The sequence below is a fragment of the Acidovorax sp. FW305-C-20-28 genome, from assembly GCF_058783375.1.
Genome location: NZ_JBYSYM010000002.1, coordinates 215,590 through 232,840 on the forward strand (window position 1 = coordinate 215,590; position 17,251 = coordinate 232,840).

14 protein-coding genes are annotated in these 17,251 nt (G+C 67.0%); 5 read left to right on the top strand and 9 right to left on the bottom strand.

What is annotated here, in order from left to right; translation table 11 throughout:
- Nucleotides 1-90 precede the first annotated feature (90 nt).
- From AC3WOH_RS04305 to AC3WOH_RS04330, 6 genes are all read right to left on the bottom strand, one after another.
- Nucleotides 91-1,251, bottom strand: a complete 1,161-nt coding sequence (locus AC3WOH_RS04305) for an ABC transporter substrate-binding protein (RefSeq protein ID WP_492228169.1) — start codon at nucleotides 1,249-1,251, stop codon at nucleotides 91-93.
- Between the two features lie 87 nt (nucleotides 1,252-1,338).
- The gene (locus AC3WOH_RS04310; RefSeq protein ID WP_492228170.1) at nucleotides 1,339-3,195 is read right to left on the bottom strand and encodes an AMP-dependent synthetase/ligase; all 1,857 of its coding nucleotides are present in this window, start codon (nucleotides 3,193-3,195) and stop codon (nucleotides 1,339-1,341) included.
- A 5-nt stretch (nucleotides 3,196-3,200) separates the two neighbouring features.
- Nucleotides 3,201-4,022, bottom strand: coding sequence for an ABC transporter ATP-binding protein (locus tag AC3WOH_RS04315; RefSeq protein ID WP_492228171.1), 822 nt, complete (start codon nucleotides 4,020-4,022; stop codon nucleotides 3,201-3,203).
- Nucleotides 4,022-4,858, bottom strand: a complete 837-nt coding sequence (locus tag AC3WOH_RS04320; protein ID WP_492228172.1) for an ABC transporter ATP-binding protein — start codon at nucleotides 4,856-4,858, stop codon at nucleotides 4,022-4,024. Before AC3WOH_RS04320 ends, AC3WOH_RS04315 begins: the two co-directional genes overlap by 1 nt.
- A complete protein-coding gene (locus tag AC3WOH_RS04325; protein ID WP_184859350.1) occupies nucleotides 4,855-5,931 on the bottom strand; it encodes a branched-chain amino acid ABC transporter permease in 1,077 nt (358 codons plus the stop codon). The genes AC3WOH_RS04320 and AC3WOH_RS04325 overlap by 4 nt, the downstream gene beginning before the upstream one ends.
- Before the next feature lie 4 nt (nucleotides 5,932-5,935).
- Nucleotides 5,936-6,811 carry a branched-chain amino acid ABC transporter permease gene (locus tag AC3WOH_RS04330; RefSeq protein WP_492228173.1) on the bottom strand — a complete coding sequence of 292 codons (876 nt, stop codon included), beginning with the start codon at nucleotides 6,809-6,811 and terminating at the stop codon, nucleotides 5,936-5,938.
- A 191-nt stretch (nucleotides 6,812-7,002) separates the two neighbouring features.
- Here AC3WOH_RS04330 and AC3WOH_RS04335 point away from each other — a divergent pair, with 191 nt between their 5' ends.
- From AC3WOH_RS04335 to AC3WOH_RS04345, 3 genes are all read left to right on the top strand, one after another.
- Nucleotides 7,003-7,800 carry a crotonase/enoyl-CoA hydratase family protein gene (locus AC3WOH_RS04335; protein ID WP_492228174.1) on the top strand — a complete coding sequence of 266 codons (798 nt, stop codon included), beginning with the start codon at nucleotides 7,003-7,005 and terminating at the stop codon, nucleotides 7,798-7,800.
- 83 nt (nucleotides 7,801-7,883) lie between these two features.
- A complete protein-coding gene (locus tag AC3WOH_RS04340; RefSeq protein WP_492228175.1) occupies nucleotides 7,884-8,369 on the top strand; it encodes a thioesterase family protein in 486 nt (161 codons plus the stop codon).
- Nucleotides 8,370-8,544: 175 nt separating this feature from the next.
- Nucleotides 8,545-9,120: a bactofilin family protein gene (locus tag AC3WOH_RS04345; protein WP_492228176.1), complete on the top strand. Its 576-nt coding sequence runs from the start codon at nucleotides 8,545-8,547 to the stop codon at nucleotides 9,118-9,120.
- A 52-nt stretch (nucleotides 9,121-9,172) separates the two neighbouring features.
- On the opposite strand, the gene AC3WOH_RS04350 is transcribed toward AC3WOH_RS04345, so the two are convergent.
- A complete protein-coding gene (locus tag AC3WOH_RS04350) occupies nucleotides 9,173-9,598 on the bottom strand; it encodes an acyl-CoA thioesterase (protein ID WP_492228177.1) in 426 nt (141 codons plus the stop codon).
- A gap of 128 nt (nucleotides 9,599-9,726) precedes the next feature.
- Here AC3WOH_RS04350 and AC3WOH_RS04355 point away from each other — a divergent pair, with 128 nt between their 5' ends.
- Both AC3WOH_RS04355 and AC3WOH_RS04360 read left to right on the top strand, forming a co-directional pair.
- Entirely contained in the window at nucleotides 9,727-11,568 is a 1,842-nt protein-coding gene (locus tag AC3WOH_RS04355) for an ABCB family ABC transporter ATP-binding protein/permease (RefSeq protein ID WP_492228178.1), read from the top strand.
- Nucleotides 11,569-11,621: 53 nt separating this feature from the next.
- Nucleotides 11,622-12,554 (top strand): 2-hydroxyacid dehydrogenase, encoded by a 933-nt coding sequence (locus AC3WOH_RS04360; protein WP_492228179.1) that lies wholly within the window; start codon nucleotides 11,622-11,624, stop codon nucleotides 12,552-12,554.
- 22 nt (nucleotides 12,555-12,576) lie between these two features.
- Here AC3WOH_RS04360 and AC3WOH_RS04365 read toward each other — a convergent pair whose 3' ends face one another.
- A complete protein-coding gene (locus AC3WOH_RS04365; RefSeq protein WP_492228180.1) occupies nucleotides 12,577-14,064 on the bottom strand; it encodes a TolC family protein in 1,488 nt (495 codons plus the stop codon).
- On the bottom strand, nucleotides 14,061-17,234 hold the full coding sequence (locus AC3WOH_RS04370; protein WP_492228181.1) for an efflux RND transporter permease subunit: 3,174 nt from the start codon (nucleotides 17,232-17,234) through the stop codon (nucleotides 14,061-14,063). Before AC3WOH_RS04370 ends, AC3WOH_RS04365 begins: the two co-directional genes overlap by 4 nt.
- Nucleotides 17,235-17,251: the final 17 nt, after the last annotated feature.

Genomic DNA, 17,251 nt, shown 5'->3' on the forward strand with positions numbered 1-17,251 from the left:
AAAGCGCATGCTTTTCAAAATTCTGCCACGGAGCGGCGCCAACAAAAAGGCCGCCCCTGGGGCGGCCTGGCAGGCGAGCCTTCTCGCGGCCTACTTGACGTAGTCCGATACCACCTTCCACTTGCTGTCCTGGATCTGCGACAGGCGCGACAGGTCGCTGCCCAGGCGCTTCTGCGGGCTGAAGCTGGCTTCGGCGCTGCCGAACATGTCAGGCGGGATGACCATGGTGTCCATGGCCTTGATGAAGCTGTCGGTGGTCAGTGCGGTGCCGGCCTTCTGCGCGGCACGGATGAAGGCATCGATGGCGTTGTAGCCGTAGACCGAGAACACGGTGGGGTCCTCGTTGAACTTGGTCTTGTACTTGGTGGCCCAGAAGCGGATGGGCTGCGAGGCCTCGTCCAGGTAGGGGTGCTGCACCGTCATGGTGGCGTACAGGCCGTCCATGGGCTTGCCGCCCAGCTTGTGGATGAGGTCGGTATAGGCCGCGCTCGAGCCGAGGAAGGTGGGGTTGAAACCGGTCTTGCGGGCCTCACCGATGGTGCCGATGGTCTCGCGGATGATGGTGCCCAGGACCACGAAGTCGCACTCGGCCGCCTTCATCTTGGCCACCTGCGACGAGAAGTCGGTGGCGCCGCGCTTGTACGAGGTCCTTTCGGTGAAGTCCATGCCCATGGTCTTCAGGGCTGCTTCGCCGCCGCGCATCACCTCCAGGCCGAACTCGTCGTCCTGGTAGATGGTGCAGATCTTCTTGGCGCCTTTTTCCTTGATGAGCTTGGGCGCGGCCAGGCGGATCTGGTCGTAGTAGGTTGCGGCGAACGAGTACTTGAGCTTGTGGAAGGGCTCGTACATCTCGCGCGCGGCCGTCACCGGAAAGAAGTTGATCACGTTCTTGCTGAACTGCACCGGCATGGCCGCGAGGTTCTGCGCCGTGCCGATGTGCGCCACCATCATGAAGATCTTGTCCTGGTTGACGAGCTTCTGCGCGGCCAGCACCGCCTTCTTGGGGTCGTAGCCCGAGTCTTCCACCTTGAGGTCGATCTTGCGGCCGTTGACGCCACCCTGCTCGTTGGCCTCGTCCACGCGCAGCATCATGCCCAGGCGCACCTGCTTGCCAAAGCCCGCGAGCGGCCCCGACAGATCCTGGATGGAGCCCAGCGTGATGCTGTCCTTGGCCACGCCCTGCGTCTGGGCCTGCGCGGCGGCGCCGGCCATGACCACGGTGGCCAGCGCGGCAAAGTGATGAAGTCTCATGGCACGTCTCCTTGGATGGATCAGTCGTTATAGAACGATGCCCGGCCCCGGGCACCAGCACTTTCCCTATGGGTGGCTTTCAGCCTCTTACCGGTACATGGCCTCGATCTGGGCCGCGTATTTCTGCTGCACCAGCTTGCGCTTGAGCTTCATGGTGGGGGTCAGTTCCTCGTCCTCGGCCGAGAGCTGGGTGTCGAGCAGGAAGAACTTCTTGATCTGCTCCACGCGCGCGAAGCGGGTGTTCACCCGGTCCACTTCGGCCTGGATCAGCGCCTGCACCTCGGGCGCACGCGTGAGGCTGGCGTAGTTGGAAAATGGCACGTCGTGGTCCTGCGCGTACTTCTCCACGTTCTCCTGGTCGATCATGATGATCACCGTGAGGTAGGGGCGCGCGTCGCCGATCACCACGGCGTCGGTCACGTAGGGGCTGAACTTGAGCTCGTTCTCCAGCTCGCTGGGGGTGATGTTCTTGCCGCCGGCCGTGATGATGATGTCCTTCATGCGGTCGGTGATGCGCAGGTAGCCATCGGCGTCGATCACGCCCACGTCGCCCGTGTGCAGCCAGCCGTCGGGGGAGATGGTCTCGGCCGTCTTCTCGGGCAGGTTCAGGTAGCCCTTGAAGACATTCGGGCCGCGCACCTGGATCTCGCCCGTGTCCGGGTCCACGCGCACCTCGTTGTAGCTCGCGGCCGGGCCGATGGAGCCCGGCTTGATGCGGCTGGCCGGCACGCCCGTGGCGGCGCCGCAGGTCTCGGTCATGCCCCAGACTTCCAGCATGGGCACGCCCAGCGCCAGGTACCACTTGACCAGGTCCGGCGAGATGGGCGCCGCCCCGGTGACCAGAAAGCGCGCGCGGTGGATGCCGATGAGCTTGCGCACATTGTCCAGCGCCAGCCAGCGCGCCAGCTGGAACTGCAGCTTCTGCCCGGCGCCCACGGGCTGGCCGGCCAGCACCTGCTCGGCAATGCGCGTGCCCACGCCGATGGACCAGGCGTACGCGGCCTGCTGCAGCTTCGTGGATTCCTTGAGCGCGATCATCACGCCCGAATAGAACTTCTCCCATACGCGTGGCACGGCGGTGAACACGGTGGGCGCGATTTCGCGTACGTTCTCGGGCACGGTGTCGGGGTTCTCCACGAAGTTCAGGCGCGAACCCGTGTACAGCGAAAAGTACTCGCCCCCCATGCGCTCGGCGATGTGGCACAGCGGCAGGAAGCACATGGCCTCGTCGTCCTCGGTGCGCGAGATCAGCGTGTTGTAGCCGCGCACGGTATAGGCCAGGGCCGCATGGGTGTGCATGGCGCCCTTGGGCTTGCCCGTGGTGCCCGAGGTGTAGACCAGGATGGCCACGTCCTCGGGCTTGCAGGCCTGCACGCGGCGCTCCAGCTCGCCTGCGTGCTGGGCGTTCCAGGCCCGGCCCAGCTCGCGCAAAGCGGCCAGGCTGATGACGCCGGGGTCCGAGAGGCCGCGCAGGCCCTCCATGTCGAAGACCACGATCTTGCGCAGCAGCGGCAGCTCGCCGCGCACCTCCAGCGCCTTGTCCAGTTGCTCGTCGTCCTCGACGAAGAGCACCGTGGTGCGCGAGTCCTCGCACAGGTAGTGCACCTGGCTGGCTGCATCGGTGGGGTAGATCCCATTGGACACACCACCGCAGCTCAGCACGGCCAGGTCGGCCAGCACCCATTCGATGTTGGTGCTCGACAGCACGGACGCGCAGTCGCCTGGCGCAAAGCCCAGCGCCATCAAGCCCCCCGCGATCTCGCGCACGGCGTCGGCGGTCTGGTTCCAGGTCCAGCTCTTCCAGATGCCCAGTTCCTTCTGGCGCAGCCAGACCTTGGGGCCGCGCTGGGCCACGCCGTTCCAGAACATCGCGGCCAGGGTGTCGCCCGCGAGCACGTCGGTGCCGGCCGGCTGGATATGTGCAAGGTCCCACAGGTTGGACATGGCCGTCACCTCCAGTTCTTCTTTTTCTTCCAGCGCCGCTCGCCGCGCACGCCGGCATCCTTCATGCCCAGGTAGAACTCCTTGATGTCGTCCTTCTCGCGCAGGCGCTCGCAGCTGTCCTCCATCACGATGCGGCCGTTCTCCAGCACATAGCCGTAGTCCGATGCGTTGAGCGCCATGTTGGCGTTCTGCTCCACCAGCAGGATGGTGGTGCCGCGCTCGCGGTTGATGCGCACCACGATCTCGAAGATCTCCTTGGTGAGCTTGGGCGACAGGCCCAGGCTGGGCTCGTCGAGCAGGATCAGCTCGGGGCTGGCCATGAGCGCGCGCGAGATCGCCAGCATCTGCTGCTGGCCGCCCGAGAGCAGGCCTGCGTCCTGCGCGGCGCGCTCCTTGAGGATGGGAAAGTAGCCGTACACCGCCTCCAGGTCGCGTGCCACGGCGTCAGCGTCGCTGCGCGTGTAGGCGCCCATGAGCAGGTTGTCGCGCACCGAGAGCAGGGCGAACACCTCGCGCCCCTCGGGCACGTGCACCAGGCCCCGGCGCACGATGGCGGCCGGGTCGTTGGCCGTGATGTTCGCGCCCTGGAACTCGATGGAGCCGCGGCGCGGGTCGATGATGCCCGAGATGGTCTTGAGGATGGTGGTCTTGCCCGCGCCGTTGCTGCCCAGCACCGCCGCGATCTCGCCGCGCTGCACCTGCAGGCTCACGCCGCGGATGGCCTTGATCGGGCCGTAGGCGCTCTCCACGTTCTGCAGGCGCAGCAGCGGTGGTGCGTCTGCGGCGGCACCGGCACCCGGGCCGGAGGGGAAGGGTATGACGGTCATCAGGCCATCCTTGCCGGTGCGCTGCCCGCCGGGCGGCGCAGGTTGCTCACATCGTCGATGGTGCCCAGGTAGGCCTCGATCACGCCGGGGTGCGATTGCACCTCGCGCGGCGTGCCCATGGCCACCACCTCGCCCTGGTTCATGGCCAGCACGCGGTCGGACACCTTGGACACCAGCGACATGTCGTGCTCCACCATGAGCACGGTGATGCCGAGCTCGTGCTGGATGTCCTGGATCCAGAAGGCCATGTCGTCGGTCTCCTCCACGTTCAGGCCCGAAGAGGGCTCGTCCAGCAGCAGCAGGCGCGGCTCGGTGCACAGGGCCCGGGCCAGTTCGACCACCTTGCGCACGCCGTAGGGCAGGCCGGCCACCAGGGTGTCGCGGTAGTGCTGCAGGTCCAGGAAGTCGATGATCTCTTCGGCCTTCTCGCGCGCCCGGACCTCGGCATCGCGCACGCGGCGGGTGAACAGCATGTCGGCCCACAGCCCGGTCTCGCGGCGCGTGTGGCGGCCGATCAGCAGGTTGTGCAGCACGCTGGCATGCTCGAACAGCTCGATGTTCTGGAAGGTGCGTGCAATGCCCAGGCCGGCCACCTTGTGCGGCGGCTGGTCGGTCAGCGGCAGCATGCCGTTCGGCCCGGCGTAGGTGATGGTGCCGGTGGTGGGCGTGTAGATGCGGCTGATGAGGTTGAACACCGTGGTCTTGCCCGCGCCGTTGGGCCCGATCAGGGTGAACACCTCGCCGCGGCGCACCTCGAAGCCCACGTTGTTCACGGCCAGCACGCCGCCGAAACGCACGCTGAGGTTCTGGGCGCTGAGCAGGATGTCGTCGGTCATTTCAGCCTATCGGACTTCTGGAAGGACTTCTGCCGCTTGAACAGGCCCTTGCGGTAGAACGGGAACAGCTGCAGCCAGGTGCGCACCTTGAGCCAGCGGCCATACAGGCCCATGGGCTCGAACAGCACGAAGAGGATGAGCACGGCGCCATAGACCACGGCCTGCAGGCCCGGCGCCTGGCCGATGGCGGCCGGCAGCCAGTCCTTGCCCAGCGAGATCAGCTGCGGCATGGAGATCAGGAAGATGGCGCCCAGGAAGGCCCCATGCACCGAGCCCAGGCCACCGATCACGATCATCAGCAAGAGGTCGATGGACTGCAGGATGTTGAACTGGTCGGGCGAGATGAACTGCAGCTTGTGCGCGTACAGCGCGCCGCCGATGCCGGCCAGCGCGGCCGAGAGCGAGAACGACAGCGTCTTGTAGCGCGCCAGGTGGATGCCCATGCTCTGGGCCGAGATCTCCGAGTCTCGGATCGCCACGAAGGCCCGGCCCGTCGGCGAGCGCAGCAGGTTCAGGATGGCCAGGGTGCTGACCACGGCGATCACGAGGCACAGAAAGTAGAAGGACTCGGTGGACTCGAACTTGAAGCCCAGCATCTCGGGGGGCACCAGGTGCTTGCCCGAGTTGCCGCCGGTCACCGACTCCCAGCGCGCGAACACCTCCTCGACGATGAAGCCGAAGGATAGTGTGGCCATGCCCAGGTAGATGCCTTTCACACGCAGCGCCGGCAGGCCCACGATCACGCCCACGGCGGCCGACAGGCCCGCCGCGCAGGCCAGTGACAGCGCGAACGGCCAGCCCATGCCCGTGAGCACCGCCTGCGTGTAGGCCCCCACGCCCAGAAAGGCCGCATGGCCCAGGGAGAACAGCCCCGTGAAGCCCGCCAGCAGCATCAGCCCCAGGCCGACGATGGAATAGATGAGCACGAAGGTCAGCTGCGCCAGCCAGTACTCGGGCGCCACCCAGGGCGCCGCCAGCAGGGCCAGGCACAGCAGCCCGTACCAGAACACATGCCCGCCATGCTTTGCCAGCCGGATGTCCTGCTCGTAGGAGGTCTTGAAGAGAAAGCGCATGGGGTCAGACTTTCTTTCTCAGCTTCTCGCCGAACAGTCCATTCGGTTTGACCATGAGCATGATCAGCACCACGATGTAGGCCGCCGTGTCCTTGAATCCGTCGGGCAGGTAAAAGCCCGAGAACGATTCCACGATGCCGATCACCAGGCCGCCCACGATGGCACCGGGCAGGCTGCCGAAGCCGCCCACCACAGCAGCCGGAAAGGCCTTGAGCCCGATCAGCCCCATGTTGGCGTGCACGAAGGTGATGGGCGCCAGCAGCAGCCCGGCCACGGCCGCCACGGCGGCGGCCAGGCCCCAGGCCAGGCCGTTCAGACGCTGCACCGGGATGCCCATGTAGTAGGCCGCCAGCTGGTTTTGCGACGAGGCCTGCATGGCAATGCCCAGCTTGCTGTAGCGGAACAGCGCGAACAGCAGCGCGCACAGCACGCCGGTGGCGCCGATCACGGCCAGTTGCTCGGCATTGAGCACCAGCGCGCCGAGCTTGAACGACAGGTCCTTGTAGGGCACGGGCAGGGTGTGCGTCTCGGTGCCGATGGCCGGGATCATCGTCACCAGGCCGCGCAGCACATAGCCGATGCCGATGGTCAGCATGACGATGGAGAACGCTGGCTGGCCCAGGATGGGGCGGATCACCATGCGCTCGAGCACGGTGCCGAACAGGCCCATGGCCGCGATGCTGGCCAGCACCGCCACCCAGAAGGGAAAGCCGAGCACCGTCATCAGCGCCAGGCCGCAGAAGGCGCCCAGCATCATGAGCTCGCCCTGCGCGAAGCTCACGGTTTCCGTGGCCTTGTAGATGAGCACGAAGCCGAGCGCGATGAGGCCGTAGATGCACCCCTGGGCGACTCCGCTGATCAACAGTTGCACGAATTGCACCCTGGCCCTCCAGAATATTTATGCAAAGCAGTTGCTTTGCATAAATAATGGTGCCTGTGCCCGGAGGCTGTCGCACTCGGGGCTAACCCTCGGATCCTTTGCAGGTTCTGACAGGTAGCAAGTTCCATATTGACCGCTAGCCACGCCCTGCGCAATAAGGGTTGTGTCCTATGCGGAGCCCGGAGAAGCCCATGTCCATCGAGGTGCAGAAACACGATCGTGTCACGCTGGTGACATTGAGCCGCCCCGACGTCCGCAACGCCGTGGACGCCGCTACGGCCCAGGCGTTGCATGCGGCCTTTCTCCACTTCGAGCGTGACGAGGGGGCCGACGTGGCCGTATTCCATGGCGCAGGCGGGCACTTCTGCGCGGGCTGGGACCTGCAGTCCGGTGCGCGGCTGCAGGCCGAAGGCATGGCGCCCGAGGCGCTGGCGCAGTCGCTGGACTTCAGCGCCGAGAGCATCGACCCGCCCGGCCCCATGGGGCCGAGCCGCCTGCAATTGGGCAAGCCGGTGATCGCCGCCGTCAGCGGTGCGGCCGTGGCCGGTGGCATGGAGCTGGCCCTGTGGTGCGATCTGCGCGTGATGGAGGAGGACGCCTACTTCGGCGTGTACTGCCGGCGCTTCGGCGTGCCGTTGATCGACGGTGGCACGGTGCGCCTGCCGCGCCTCATCGGACTGTCACGGGCGCTCGACCTGATCCTCACGGGCCGCAAGGTCGAGGCGCCCGAAGCCCTGCACATGGGGCTGTGCAACCGGGTCGTGCCGCCGGGTGAGGCGCTGGCGGCGGCCCTGGCGCTGGCCCGCGAGATCGCGGCCTTTCCGCAAGCCACGCTGCGGGCCGACAGGGCGAGCGCGATCGCGCAGGACGGGTTGCCGCCGGCCGAGGCCCTGCTGCAGGAGTGGCAGGGCGGGCGAGCCTGCCTGGCCGATGCCTTGCAGGGCGCCGCGCGCTTCAGCGCCGGCCAGGGGCGGCATGGCAGGTTATGAAAGAAAATGAGCGCAAACGCCCACGCTGATGGCACAGCCCGCTATCAGATGGAGAGCGCACGGGGACACAGAACAGGAGCACCATGAGCAAGACCAGCAGCGCAGCGCCACAGGCCTTCGAGCCCGAATTTGTGGCCGGCCTGAAATCCATCTTCGAGGAAAAGATCGTCTTCAACCAGGTGCTGGGTCTGAAGATCACCAGCCTGCACCCCGAGCGGGTGGAAGGGCGCATCGAGATGAAGCCTGAGCTGGTGGGCCACTACGCCTACAACCGCGTGCACGGCGGTGTGATCAGCGCCGGGCTCGATGCCATGGGCGGCCTGGCCGTGATGGCCGCCATCGGCGGGCGCCACATGGACGAGGCGCCCGAACAGCGCCTGCACCGCTTTGCCAAGCTCGGTACCATCGACCTGCGCATCGACTACCTGCGCCCCGGCATCGGCAGCCATTTCACGCTGCATGCCGAGGTGCTGCGCCTGGGTTCGCGCGTGGCTACCACGCGCATGGAGTTCAAGGGGCCGAACGGAGAGATCATGTCGGCTGGCGCGGCAGCCTATATCGTGTCCTGACGCGAGATCCAAAATAAAAGGCTTCCCGTGGAAAATGTAACCCACGGGATGTGAGTGCCCGCAAACATTGCAAGCGCATGCTACGGGTGAACCGTTTGGTTACCGTTCTTGCGCAATGCACGCATCCATCGCGTAGGCGCGCTCCTACGATGAAACTTCTTTTCAAGGAGTACCGATGGCCGTGCAAAACCCCTTCTTTGGCAAGCGTGAACCCGAGTCGTTTCAGCCCCGCCAAAGTCCCTCCAGCTCCAATGGCCTGAACAGCCCGCTGACCAGTTCTTCCGCCGCCACCGCTCCCTCGTCGGCACCTGTCAGCCCGGCCTTGGCCAAGCCTTCCGCGGCCGCAGACTCCACGGGCAGCAAGCTCACGGTGGGGCCCAATATCAAGCTCAAGGGCGTAGAGATCACCGACTGCGACACCCTCGTGGTGGAGGGCACGGTCGAGGCCACCATGGATTCGCGCGTGATCCAGATTTCCGAACACGGCGCGTTCCGCGGCTCGGCCGAGATCGACATCGCCGAGATCCATGGCGAATTCAACGGCACGCTCACGGTGCGCCAGAAGCTGGTGATCTACAGCAGCGGCAAGGTCAACGGCAAGATCCGCTACGGCAAGCTGGTGGTGGAAGAGGGCGGCCAGCTCGCGGGCGAGATCGAATCGGGCATCGGTTCGGGCAGTTCCTCGTCCTCGGCACTGCGCAGCAGCCCGGCCCAGCCGGTGCGTGCCGAACCCACGGCAATGGCCGCCTGAGGCCAGGTTCTTTTTCCATGGCCGGGGCGCAAGGCCCTGGCCAGATGGCTGCTCAGCCGCCCGCCTGGGGGATGGGCGGCACCGGGCGCGGCCGGCCTTCGCTGTCGATGGCCACGTAGGTCAGGCGCGCTTCCGTCACCTTCACGTAGCGGCCTTGGTCGGCAAAGCGCTCGGCGTACACCTCCACCTGCACGGTGATGGAGGTCCGGCCCACGCGCGTGACGGACGAGAAGAACGACAGGATGTCGCCCACGCGCACGGGCTGCTTGAAGATGAATTCGTTGACCGCCACGGTCGCCATGCGGCCCTGCATGTAGCGCGCCGGCAGCACGGAGCCGGCGAGGTCGACCTGCGCCATGACCCAGCCGCCGAAGATATCGCCATTGCCATTGGTGTCCGCGGGCATGGGGATCACCTTGAGCACCAGTTCCTTGTCGGTGGGCAATTGGGCGGCGGGTGGGCTGAAAATCTCGGACATGGGCACAATCTCGGTTGGGGCTGGCACGGATGCTGGGGGACACTGCGGGTGGACTCCAGGGCAGGCCCCGGAAAAAACCGCCCTGGCGCCAGCCGGGTCGGTAAAAACAACAACCGGAATTGTCCCCCATGCGCCACCACGGCGAATCTACCCTTTCGGCGACGCCGGTATCGGCCGCCCCCCCTTCCGACTGGGCCACCATCGGCCGCCTGCTGCCCTACCTGTGGCAATACAAATGGCGTGTGGTCGCGGCCATCGTCTTCATGGTGGGCGCCAAGATGGCCAACGTGGGTGTGCCCGTGCTGCTCAAGACCCTGGTCGATGCCATGGACCTGAAGCTGGGCGAGCCTGCCACCCTGCTCGTGGTGCCTGTGGGGCTGTTGCTGGCTTACGGCGGGCTGCGCCTGTCCACGTCCATCTTCAGCGAGCTGCGCGAACTGGTGTTCGCCAAGGCCACGCAGGGCGCGGCGCGCTCGATCGCGCTGCAGACCTTCGAGCACCTGCACGCCTTGAGCCTGCGCTTCCACCTGGAGCGCCAGACGGGCGGCATGACGCGCGACATCGAGCGCGGTGTGCGCGGCATCGAGTCGCTGATCTCCTTCACGCTGTTCAACGTGGTCGCCACCCTGGTCGAGGTGGTGCTGGTGCTCACCGTGCTGGCCGTCAAGTTCGACGCCTGGTTTGCCTGGATCACGCTGGCGGCCCTGGCCGTCTACATCCTGTTCACGGTGCTGGTGACCGAGTGGCGCACCCAGTTCCGGCGTGAGGCCAACGAGTTCGATTCGGCGGCGCACACCAAGGCGGTCGATTCGCTGCTCAACTACGAAACCGTCAAGTACTTCAACAACGAAGGCTTCGAGGCGCGGCGCTATGACGAGAGCCTGGAGCGGCTGCGCCGCGCGCGCCTGAAGAGCCAGACCACGCTGTCCATGCTCAATGCGGGCCAGCAGCTCATCATCGCCATCGGCCTGGTGGCCATGCTCTGGCGTGCCACGCAGGGCGTGGTCGACGGGCGCATGACGCTCGGTGACCTGGTCATGGTCAACGCCTTCATGATCCAGCTGTACATCCCGCTCAACTTCCTCGGCGTGATCTACCGCGAGATCAAGCAGAGCCTGACCGATCTGGACAAGATGTTCGTGCTGATGGACAAGCAGCGCGAGGTGGCCGACGCCCCGGGCGCCCAGCCACTCACGGGCCTGGAACACCCCACGGTGCGCTTCGAGAACGTGCACTTCGCCTACGACGCATCGCGCAACGCCGAAGGCGTGGCCAATGGCCGCCCCATCTTGCAAGGCGTGAGCTTCGAGATCCCGGCGGGCAAGACGGTGGCCGTGGTCGGGCCCTCGGGCTCGGGCAAGTCCACGCTGGCGCGCCTGCTCTACCGCTTCTACGACATCCAGCAGGGGCGCATCACCATTGCCGGGCAGGAGCTGCGCGAGGTCACCCAGGCCAGCGTGCGCCAGGCCATCGGCATCGTGCCGCAAGACACCGTGCTCTTCAACGACACCGTGGCCTACAACATCGCCTATGGCCGCACCGGCGCCAGCCAGGCCGAGGTGGAGGCCGCCGCGCGTTCGGCGCGCATCCACGACTTCATTGTCGCCACGCCCACGGGCTACGGCACCATGGTGGGCGAGCGCGGGCTCAAGCTCTCGGGCGGTGAAAAGCAGCGCGTGGCCATCGCCCGCACCCTGCTCAAGAATCCTCCCATCCTGATCTTCGACGAGGCCACGTCGGCGCTCGACTCGGCCAACGAGCGCGCCATCCAGGCCGAGCTGCAGAGCGCCGCCCAGAACAAGACCACGCTGCTGATCGCGCACCGCCTGTCCACCGTGGTCGAAGCGCACGAGATCCTCGTGATGGACGCCGGCCGCATCATCGAGCGCGGTACCCATGCCGAGCTGCTGGCCCAGCGCGGGCGCTACGCCAGCATGTGGGCGCTGCAGCAGAGCGATGGGGCGGCATGAAGCTTGCCTCCACCCATCGGAACCGCTTTTGATTTCACCTTGATTCCATCGCCATGAAACCTGTCCTGCTTGCCCTGTCGTTCCTTGCCGAGGAGCACTGCGCCCAGTTGTCCGAAACCTTTGAACTGGTCTACGCGCCCGAAGCAGGCCAGCACGCCCAGGCGATTGCCGAACACGGCAGCCGTGTGCGCGTGGTGCTCACCATCGGCTCCATCGGCATCACGCCGGCACAGATCGATGCACTGCCAGCGCTCACGCTGATCTGCGCCCTGGGCGCGGGCTACGAGAACATCGCCGTGGCCCATGCCAAGGCGCGCGGCATCGTGATCGCCAATGGTGCCGGCACCAACGACGACTGCGTGGCCGACCATGCCTTCGGCCTCCTGATCGCCGCAGTGCGCGGCATCCCCAGGCTCGACGTGGCGACGCGCCAGGGCGTGTGGCGCACGGCCCTGCCGCTGCCGCCCAATGTCTCGCACAAGCGCATCGGCATCATCGGCCTGGGCACCATCGGCAAGAAGATCGCGCAGCGCGCGCTGGGCTTCGACCTGCAGGTGGGCTACCACAACCGCAGCGAGCGCAGCGACGTGCCCTACCGCTATTTCGGCGACGTGGCATCACTGGCCAGCTGGGCCGACTTCCTGGTGGTCGCCACGCCCGGGGGGCCGGGGACCAAACACCTGGTCAACGCCCAGGTGCTCGACGCCCTGGGTCCGCGCGGCTATGTGGTCAACATCGCGCGCGGCAGCGTGATCGACACCGCCGCGCTGGCCAGCGCCCTGCGCGAGGGGCGCCTGGCGGGCGCGGGCCTGGATGTCTACGAGAGCGAGCCCGCGCCACCGGCCGAGCTGCTGGAGCTGGACACGGTGGTGCTCACGCCCCACGTGGGCGGCTGGTCGCCCGAAGCCGTGCAGGCCTCGGTGGACCGTTTCGTTGAGAACGCGCGCCGCCACCTCGCGGGCGAGGCGCCGGTCTCGCCGGTCTGAGCAGGCTGGCAGAGAGGGGGGCTCAGCCCCCTCCGAGCACCTTGTACAAGGTGATGCGGTTGGTCTGCTCCGCCAGCTGCAGGCTCAAAAGGGTTTGCTGTGCCGCGTACAGCGAGCGCTGCGCATCGAGCACCGTGAGGTAGTTGTCGGCACCGGCCTTGAAGCGGGCTTCCGAGAGCGCGTAGACGCGTTCCGTCGCTGCGAGCAGCGAGGTCTGTGCGCTGATGCGGTCCGTCAGCGTGGCACGCTCGGCCAGCGCGTCGGCCGCCTCGCGGAACGCGGTCTGGATGACCTTCTCGTACTGCGTGAGCGCGATGCGCTGGTTGGCCTGGGCCACCTCCAGGTTGGCCTGGTTGCGGCCGCCGTCGAAGATCGGCAGGCGGATCTGCGGCACGAAGCTCCACAGCAGGTTGCCGCTGCCGAACAGACCCGACAGCTCATTGCTCGCCGTGCCCACGCTGGCCGTGAGCGAGATGCTGGGGAAGAAGGCGGCGCGCGCCGCACCGATGTTGGCGTAGGTGGCTTGCAGGCTGCGCTCGGCCGCCATCACATCGGGGCGCGAGAGCAGCACGCTCGACGGGATCTGCGCGGGCACGGCCAGGAGCTGCAGGGCGCTCTCGCGCAGCATGGGCACGGGGGCGGCGGCCTGCGTGACGCGCTCGCTGCGCCGTTCGTCCGGTACCTGGGCCGCCGCCGGCACCGGGGGCACGGGCTGCACCACGGGCAGCAGGGCTGCCGGCACGGGCGCGCCCACCAGCAGCTGCAGTGCATTGCGGTCGCGCGCCACCTGGCTGGTGAAGGCGGCGACATCGGCGCGCGCGCTGTCCACCGTGGTCTGGTTCTGCGCCAGCACCAGGCCCGAGGTGCCGCCCAGGCGGTGCATGCGCTCGGTCAGGCCGTACGAGGCCTCGCGCGAGCGCAGGGTTTCTCGGGCCAGTTCCAGGCGCGCCTGGTCGGCGGCGAGGTTGAGCCAGGCGCTGGTCACCTCGGCCACCAGGCTCAGCTGCACGCTGCGCTGGCTGTCGGTGGTGCGCAGCACCTCCTGCAAGGCGGCTTCGTTGAGGTTGCGCACCCGGCCGAAGAAGTCGAGCTCGTAGCTCGTGATGCCCAGTTGCACGCTGTACTGCTCGCTGGTCTGCGAGCGCCCGGCCGTGGTCAGGTCGGCCGCGGTGCGGGTGCGGTTGGCCTGGGCCGTGCCGCCCACGCCGGGCAGGCGGTCGGCGCGGCTCACGCCGTACTGGGCCTGGGCGCGCTCGATGGCCAGGGCTGCGGAACGCAGGTCGCGGTTGTTCTGCAGCGCCAGGGTGATGAGCTCGCGCAGTTGTGCCGACTGCACCACGGCGTCCCAGCCCAGCGGGGCATAGGCGGCGCTGTCGCCGGCCACCGTGGCTGCGTTGTCCAGGGCCGTGGGAACGGGCGCTGCAGGCCGGTCGTAGCCCGGGGCCAGGTTGGTGCAGCCCGCCAGGACCAGCAGGGCGCACAGTGGGGTCAACAGGGTTCTGGAGCTCATGCCTGGGCCTCCGACACGTCGCCTGCAGTGTGGGCAGTCGCCGCCTTCTTGCGCGCTGTGAACCACGAGCGCACCAGCAGGAAGAACACGGGCACGAAGAACAGGCCGAGGACGGTGGATGCCACCATGCCCCCCAGCACGCCGGTACCGATGGCCTGGCGGCCACCGGCACCCGCGCCCGTGCCGATGGCCAGGGGCAGCACGCCGAAGCCGAAGGCCAGCGAGGTCATGAGGATGGGGCGCAGGCGCATGCGCACGGCTTCCACCGTGGCGTCGTAGAGGCTTTTGCCCTGCTCCTGCAACTGCACCGCGAACTCCACGATCAGGATGGCGTTCTTGGACGCCAGACCCACCGTGGTGAGCAGCCCCACCTGGAAGTACACGTCGTTGGTCATGCCGCGCGTGTAGGTCGCTAGCAGGGCGCCGATCACGCCCAGCGGCACGGCCAGCATCACCGAGAAGGGCACGCTCCAGCTTTCGTACAGGGCCGCCAGGCACAGGAACACGAAGAGGATGGAGACCGCATAGAGCAGCGGCGCCTGCGAGCCCGAGCGGCGCTCCTGCAGCGAGGCGCCGGTCCATTCCAGGCCGATGCCCACGGGCATCTTGGCCATGATGGTCTCGATGGCCGCCATCGCATCGCCCGAGCTCGCGCCGGGCGCGGTGTCGGCCTGCAGCTCCAGCGCCGGGCTGCCGTTGTAGCGCATGAGCTGCGGCGGGCCGCTGGTCCAGGAGGTGGTGGCAAAGGTGGAGAAAGGCACCATCTCGCCATTGCGGTTGCGCACGCTCCACTGGCCGATGTCCTGCGGCAGCATGCGGTAGGGCGCGTCGCCCTGAACGTAGACGCGCTTGACGCGGCCCTGGTGCACGAAGTCGTTCACATAGGTGCCGCCCATGGCGCTGGAGAGCACGTTGTTGATGTCCGCCGTGGTCAGCCCCTGGGCCGCGGCCTTGCGGTCGTCGATGGTGACCTTGAGCTCCGAGGTGTCGTCGAAGTTGGTGGTGCGCACATTGGTCAGCACCGGGTACTCGCGCGACAGCTCGATCAGCTGGTCCTTGGCGGCATTGAGCGCGTTCTGGCCCAGGCCGTTCAGGTCCTTGATCATGAAGTTGATGCCCGAGCTCGACCCCAGGCCGCGCACGGCCGGTGGCAGCAGCACGAAGATGCGCGCATCGCGGATCTTGGCCAGGTCGCGCGTGGCCTGCCGGGCAATGGCCTCGGCCGACTGGCTGAACAGCGGGCGTTCGGCCCAGGGCTTGAGCCGGATGAACATGTTGCCCGAGTTCTGGTTGCCGTTGTTGCCGGCGATGGAGTTCACGCGCAGCACCTCGGGCTTGGCCAGGAAGTAGTCCTTCATCTGGTCCAGCACCACGCCCAGGCGCTCGTCGGTGGCGCCCGAAGGCAGGGTGATGGAGGCGGTCACGAAACCCTGGTCTTCATTGGGCAGGAAGGAGGTGGGCAGCTTCTTGAACAGGAAGGCCACGCCCGCGAGGATCACCAGGTAGATCACCACCACGCGCAGACTGCGCTTGAGCAGGCCACCCACGGCGCCCTGGTAGCGGTTGGCCGTGCGGTCGAAGCTGCGGTTGAACCAGGCAAAAAAGCGGTCGCTCAGGCCGAGCAGGCCGCGGCGTGGCGCGTCGCCGTGCGCCGAGTGCTGGCCTTTCTCGATGGGCTTGAGCAGCGTGGCGCACAGCGCGGGCGTGAGCGTGAGGGCCACGAACACCGACAAGGCCATGGCCGAGACGATGGTGATCGAGAACTGGCGGTAGATCACCCCGGTGGAGCCGGTGAAGAAGGCCATGGGGATGAACACGGCCGACAGCGTGAGGCCGATGCCGACCAGCGCAGGCGTGATCTCCTTCATCGACTTGCGCGTGGCCTCCTTGGGCGGCAGGCCCTCCTCGCTCATCACGCGCTCGACGTTCTCCACCACCACGATGGCGTCGTCCACCAGCAGGCCGATGGCCAGCACCATGGCGAACATGGTCAGCATGTTGATCGAGTAGCCCAGCGCCGAGAGCACGCCGAAGGTGCCCAGCAGCACCACGGGCACGGCGATCGCGGGGATCATCGTGGCGCGAAAGTTCTGCAAAAAGATGAACATCACGATCACCACCAGCACCATGGCTTCGGCCAGGGTCTTGACCACTTCCTCGATGGAGGCGCGCACGAAAGGCGTGGAATCAGAGCTGATCACGCCGTTGATGCCGTCGGGGAAGAAGGGCTCGAGCTCCTTCATCTTGCGCGCCACGGCGTCGGCCACCTCCATGGCATTGGCGCCGTCGGCCAGCACGATGCCGATGCCGGCACCGGGCTGCCCGTTCAGGCGCGACTTGACCGTGAGGTTGTCGGCCTCCAGGCCGACCCGGGCCACGTCGCCCATGGTGACCAGCGAACCGTCCGTACCGGACTTGAGCACAATGCCCTCGAACTCGGGCACCGTCTGCAGCTTGGTGCGCGCGGTGATGGTGGCGTTGAGCATCTGCCCCGCGGGCGCGGGCTGCTGGCCGAGCTGGCCTGCAGAGACCTGCACGTTCTGCGCGTTGAGCGCAGCGATCAGGTCCGAGGGCATGAGCGCGAACTTCTCCATCTTCGCCGGGTCCATCCAGATGCGCATCGCATAGGAGGTGCCGAAGACCGTCACGTCACCCACGCCATCGAGGCGTGCGATCACGTCCACCACGTTGCTGGTGATGTAGTCACCGATGGCGACCTGGGTCACCGTGGGGTCGGGTGAGGTGAACACATAGGTCACCAGGAAATCCTGGCCGCCCTTGTTGACGAACACACCGCGGCTCTTGACGGCCTCGGGCAGGCGGTTCATGGCTGCCTGCAGCTTGTTCTGCACCTGCACCTGGGCCACGTCGATGTTGGCGCCGGGCGCAAAGGTCAGCGTGGTGCGCGAGCGGCCCGCAGAGTCGCTGGTCGAGCCCATGTAGAGCAGGTTGTCGATGCCCTTGAGCTGCTGCTCGATCACCTGGGTGACCGAGTTGTCCACCGTGCCGGACGACGCGCCCGTGTAGGTGGTGTTGATGGTCACGCGCGGCGGTGCGATCTCGGGGTACTGCTCCAGCGGCAGCGTGAAGATGGACATCGCCCCCGCCAGCATGATGACGATGGACAGCACCCAGGCGAAGACCGGGCGGTTGATGAAGAACTGGGCCATGGATCAGCGGTGTTGGG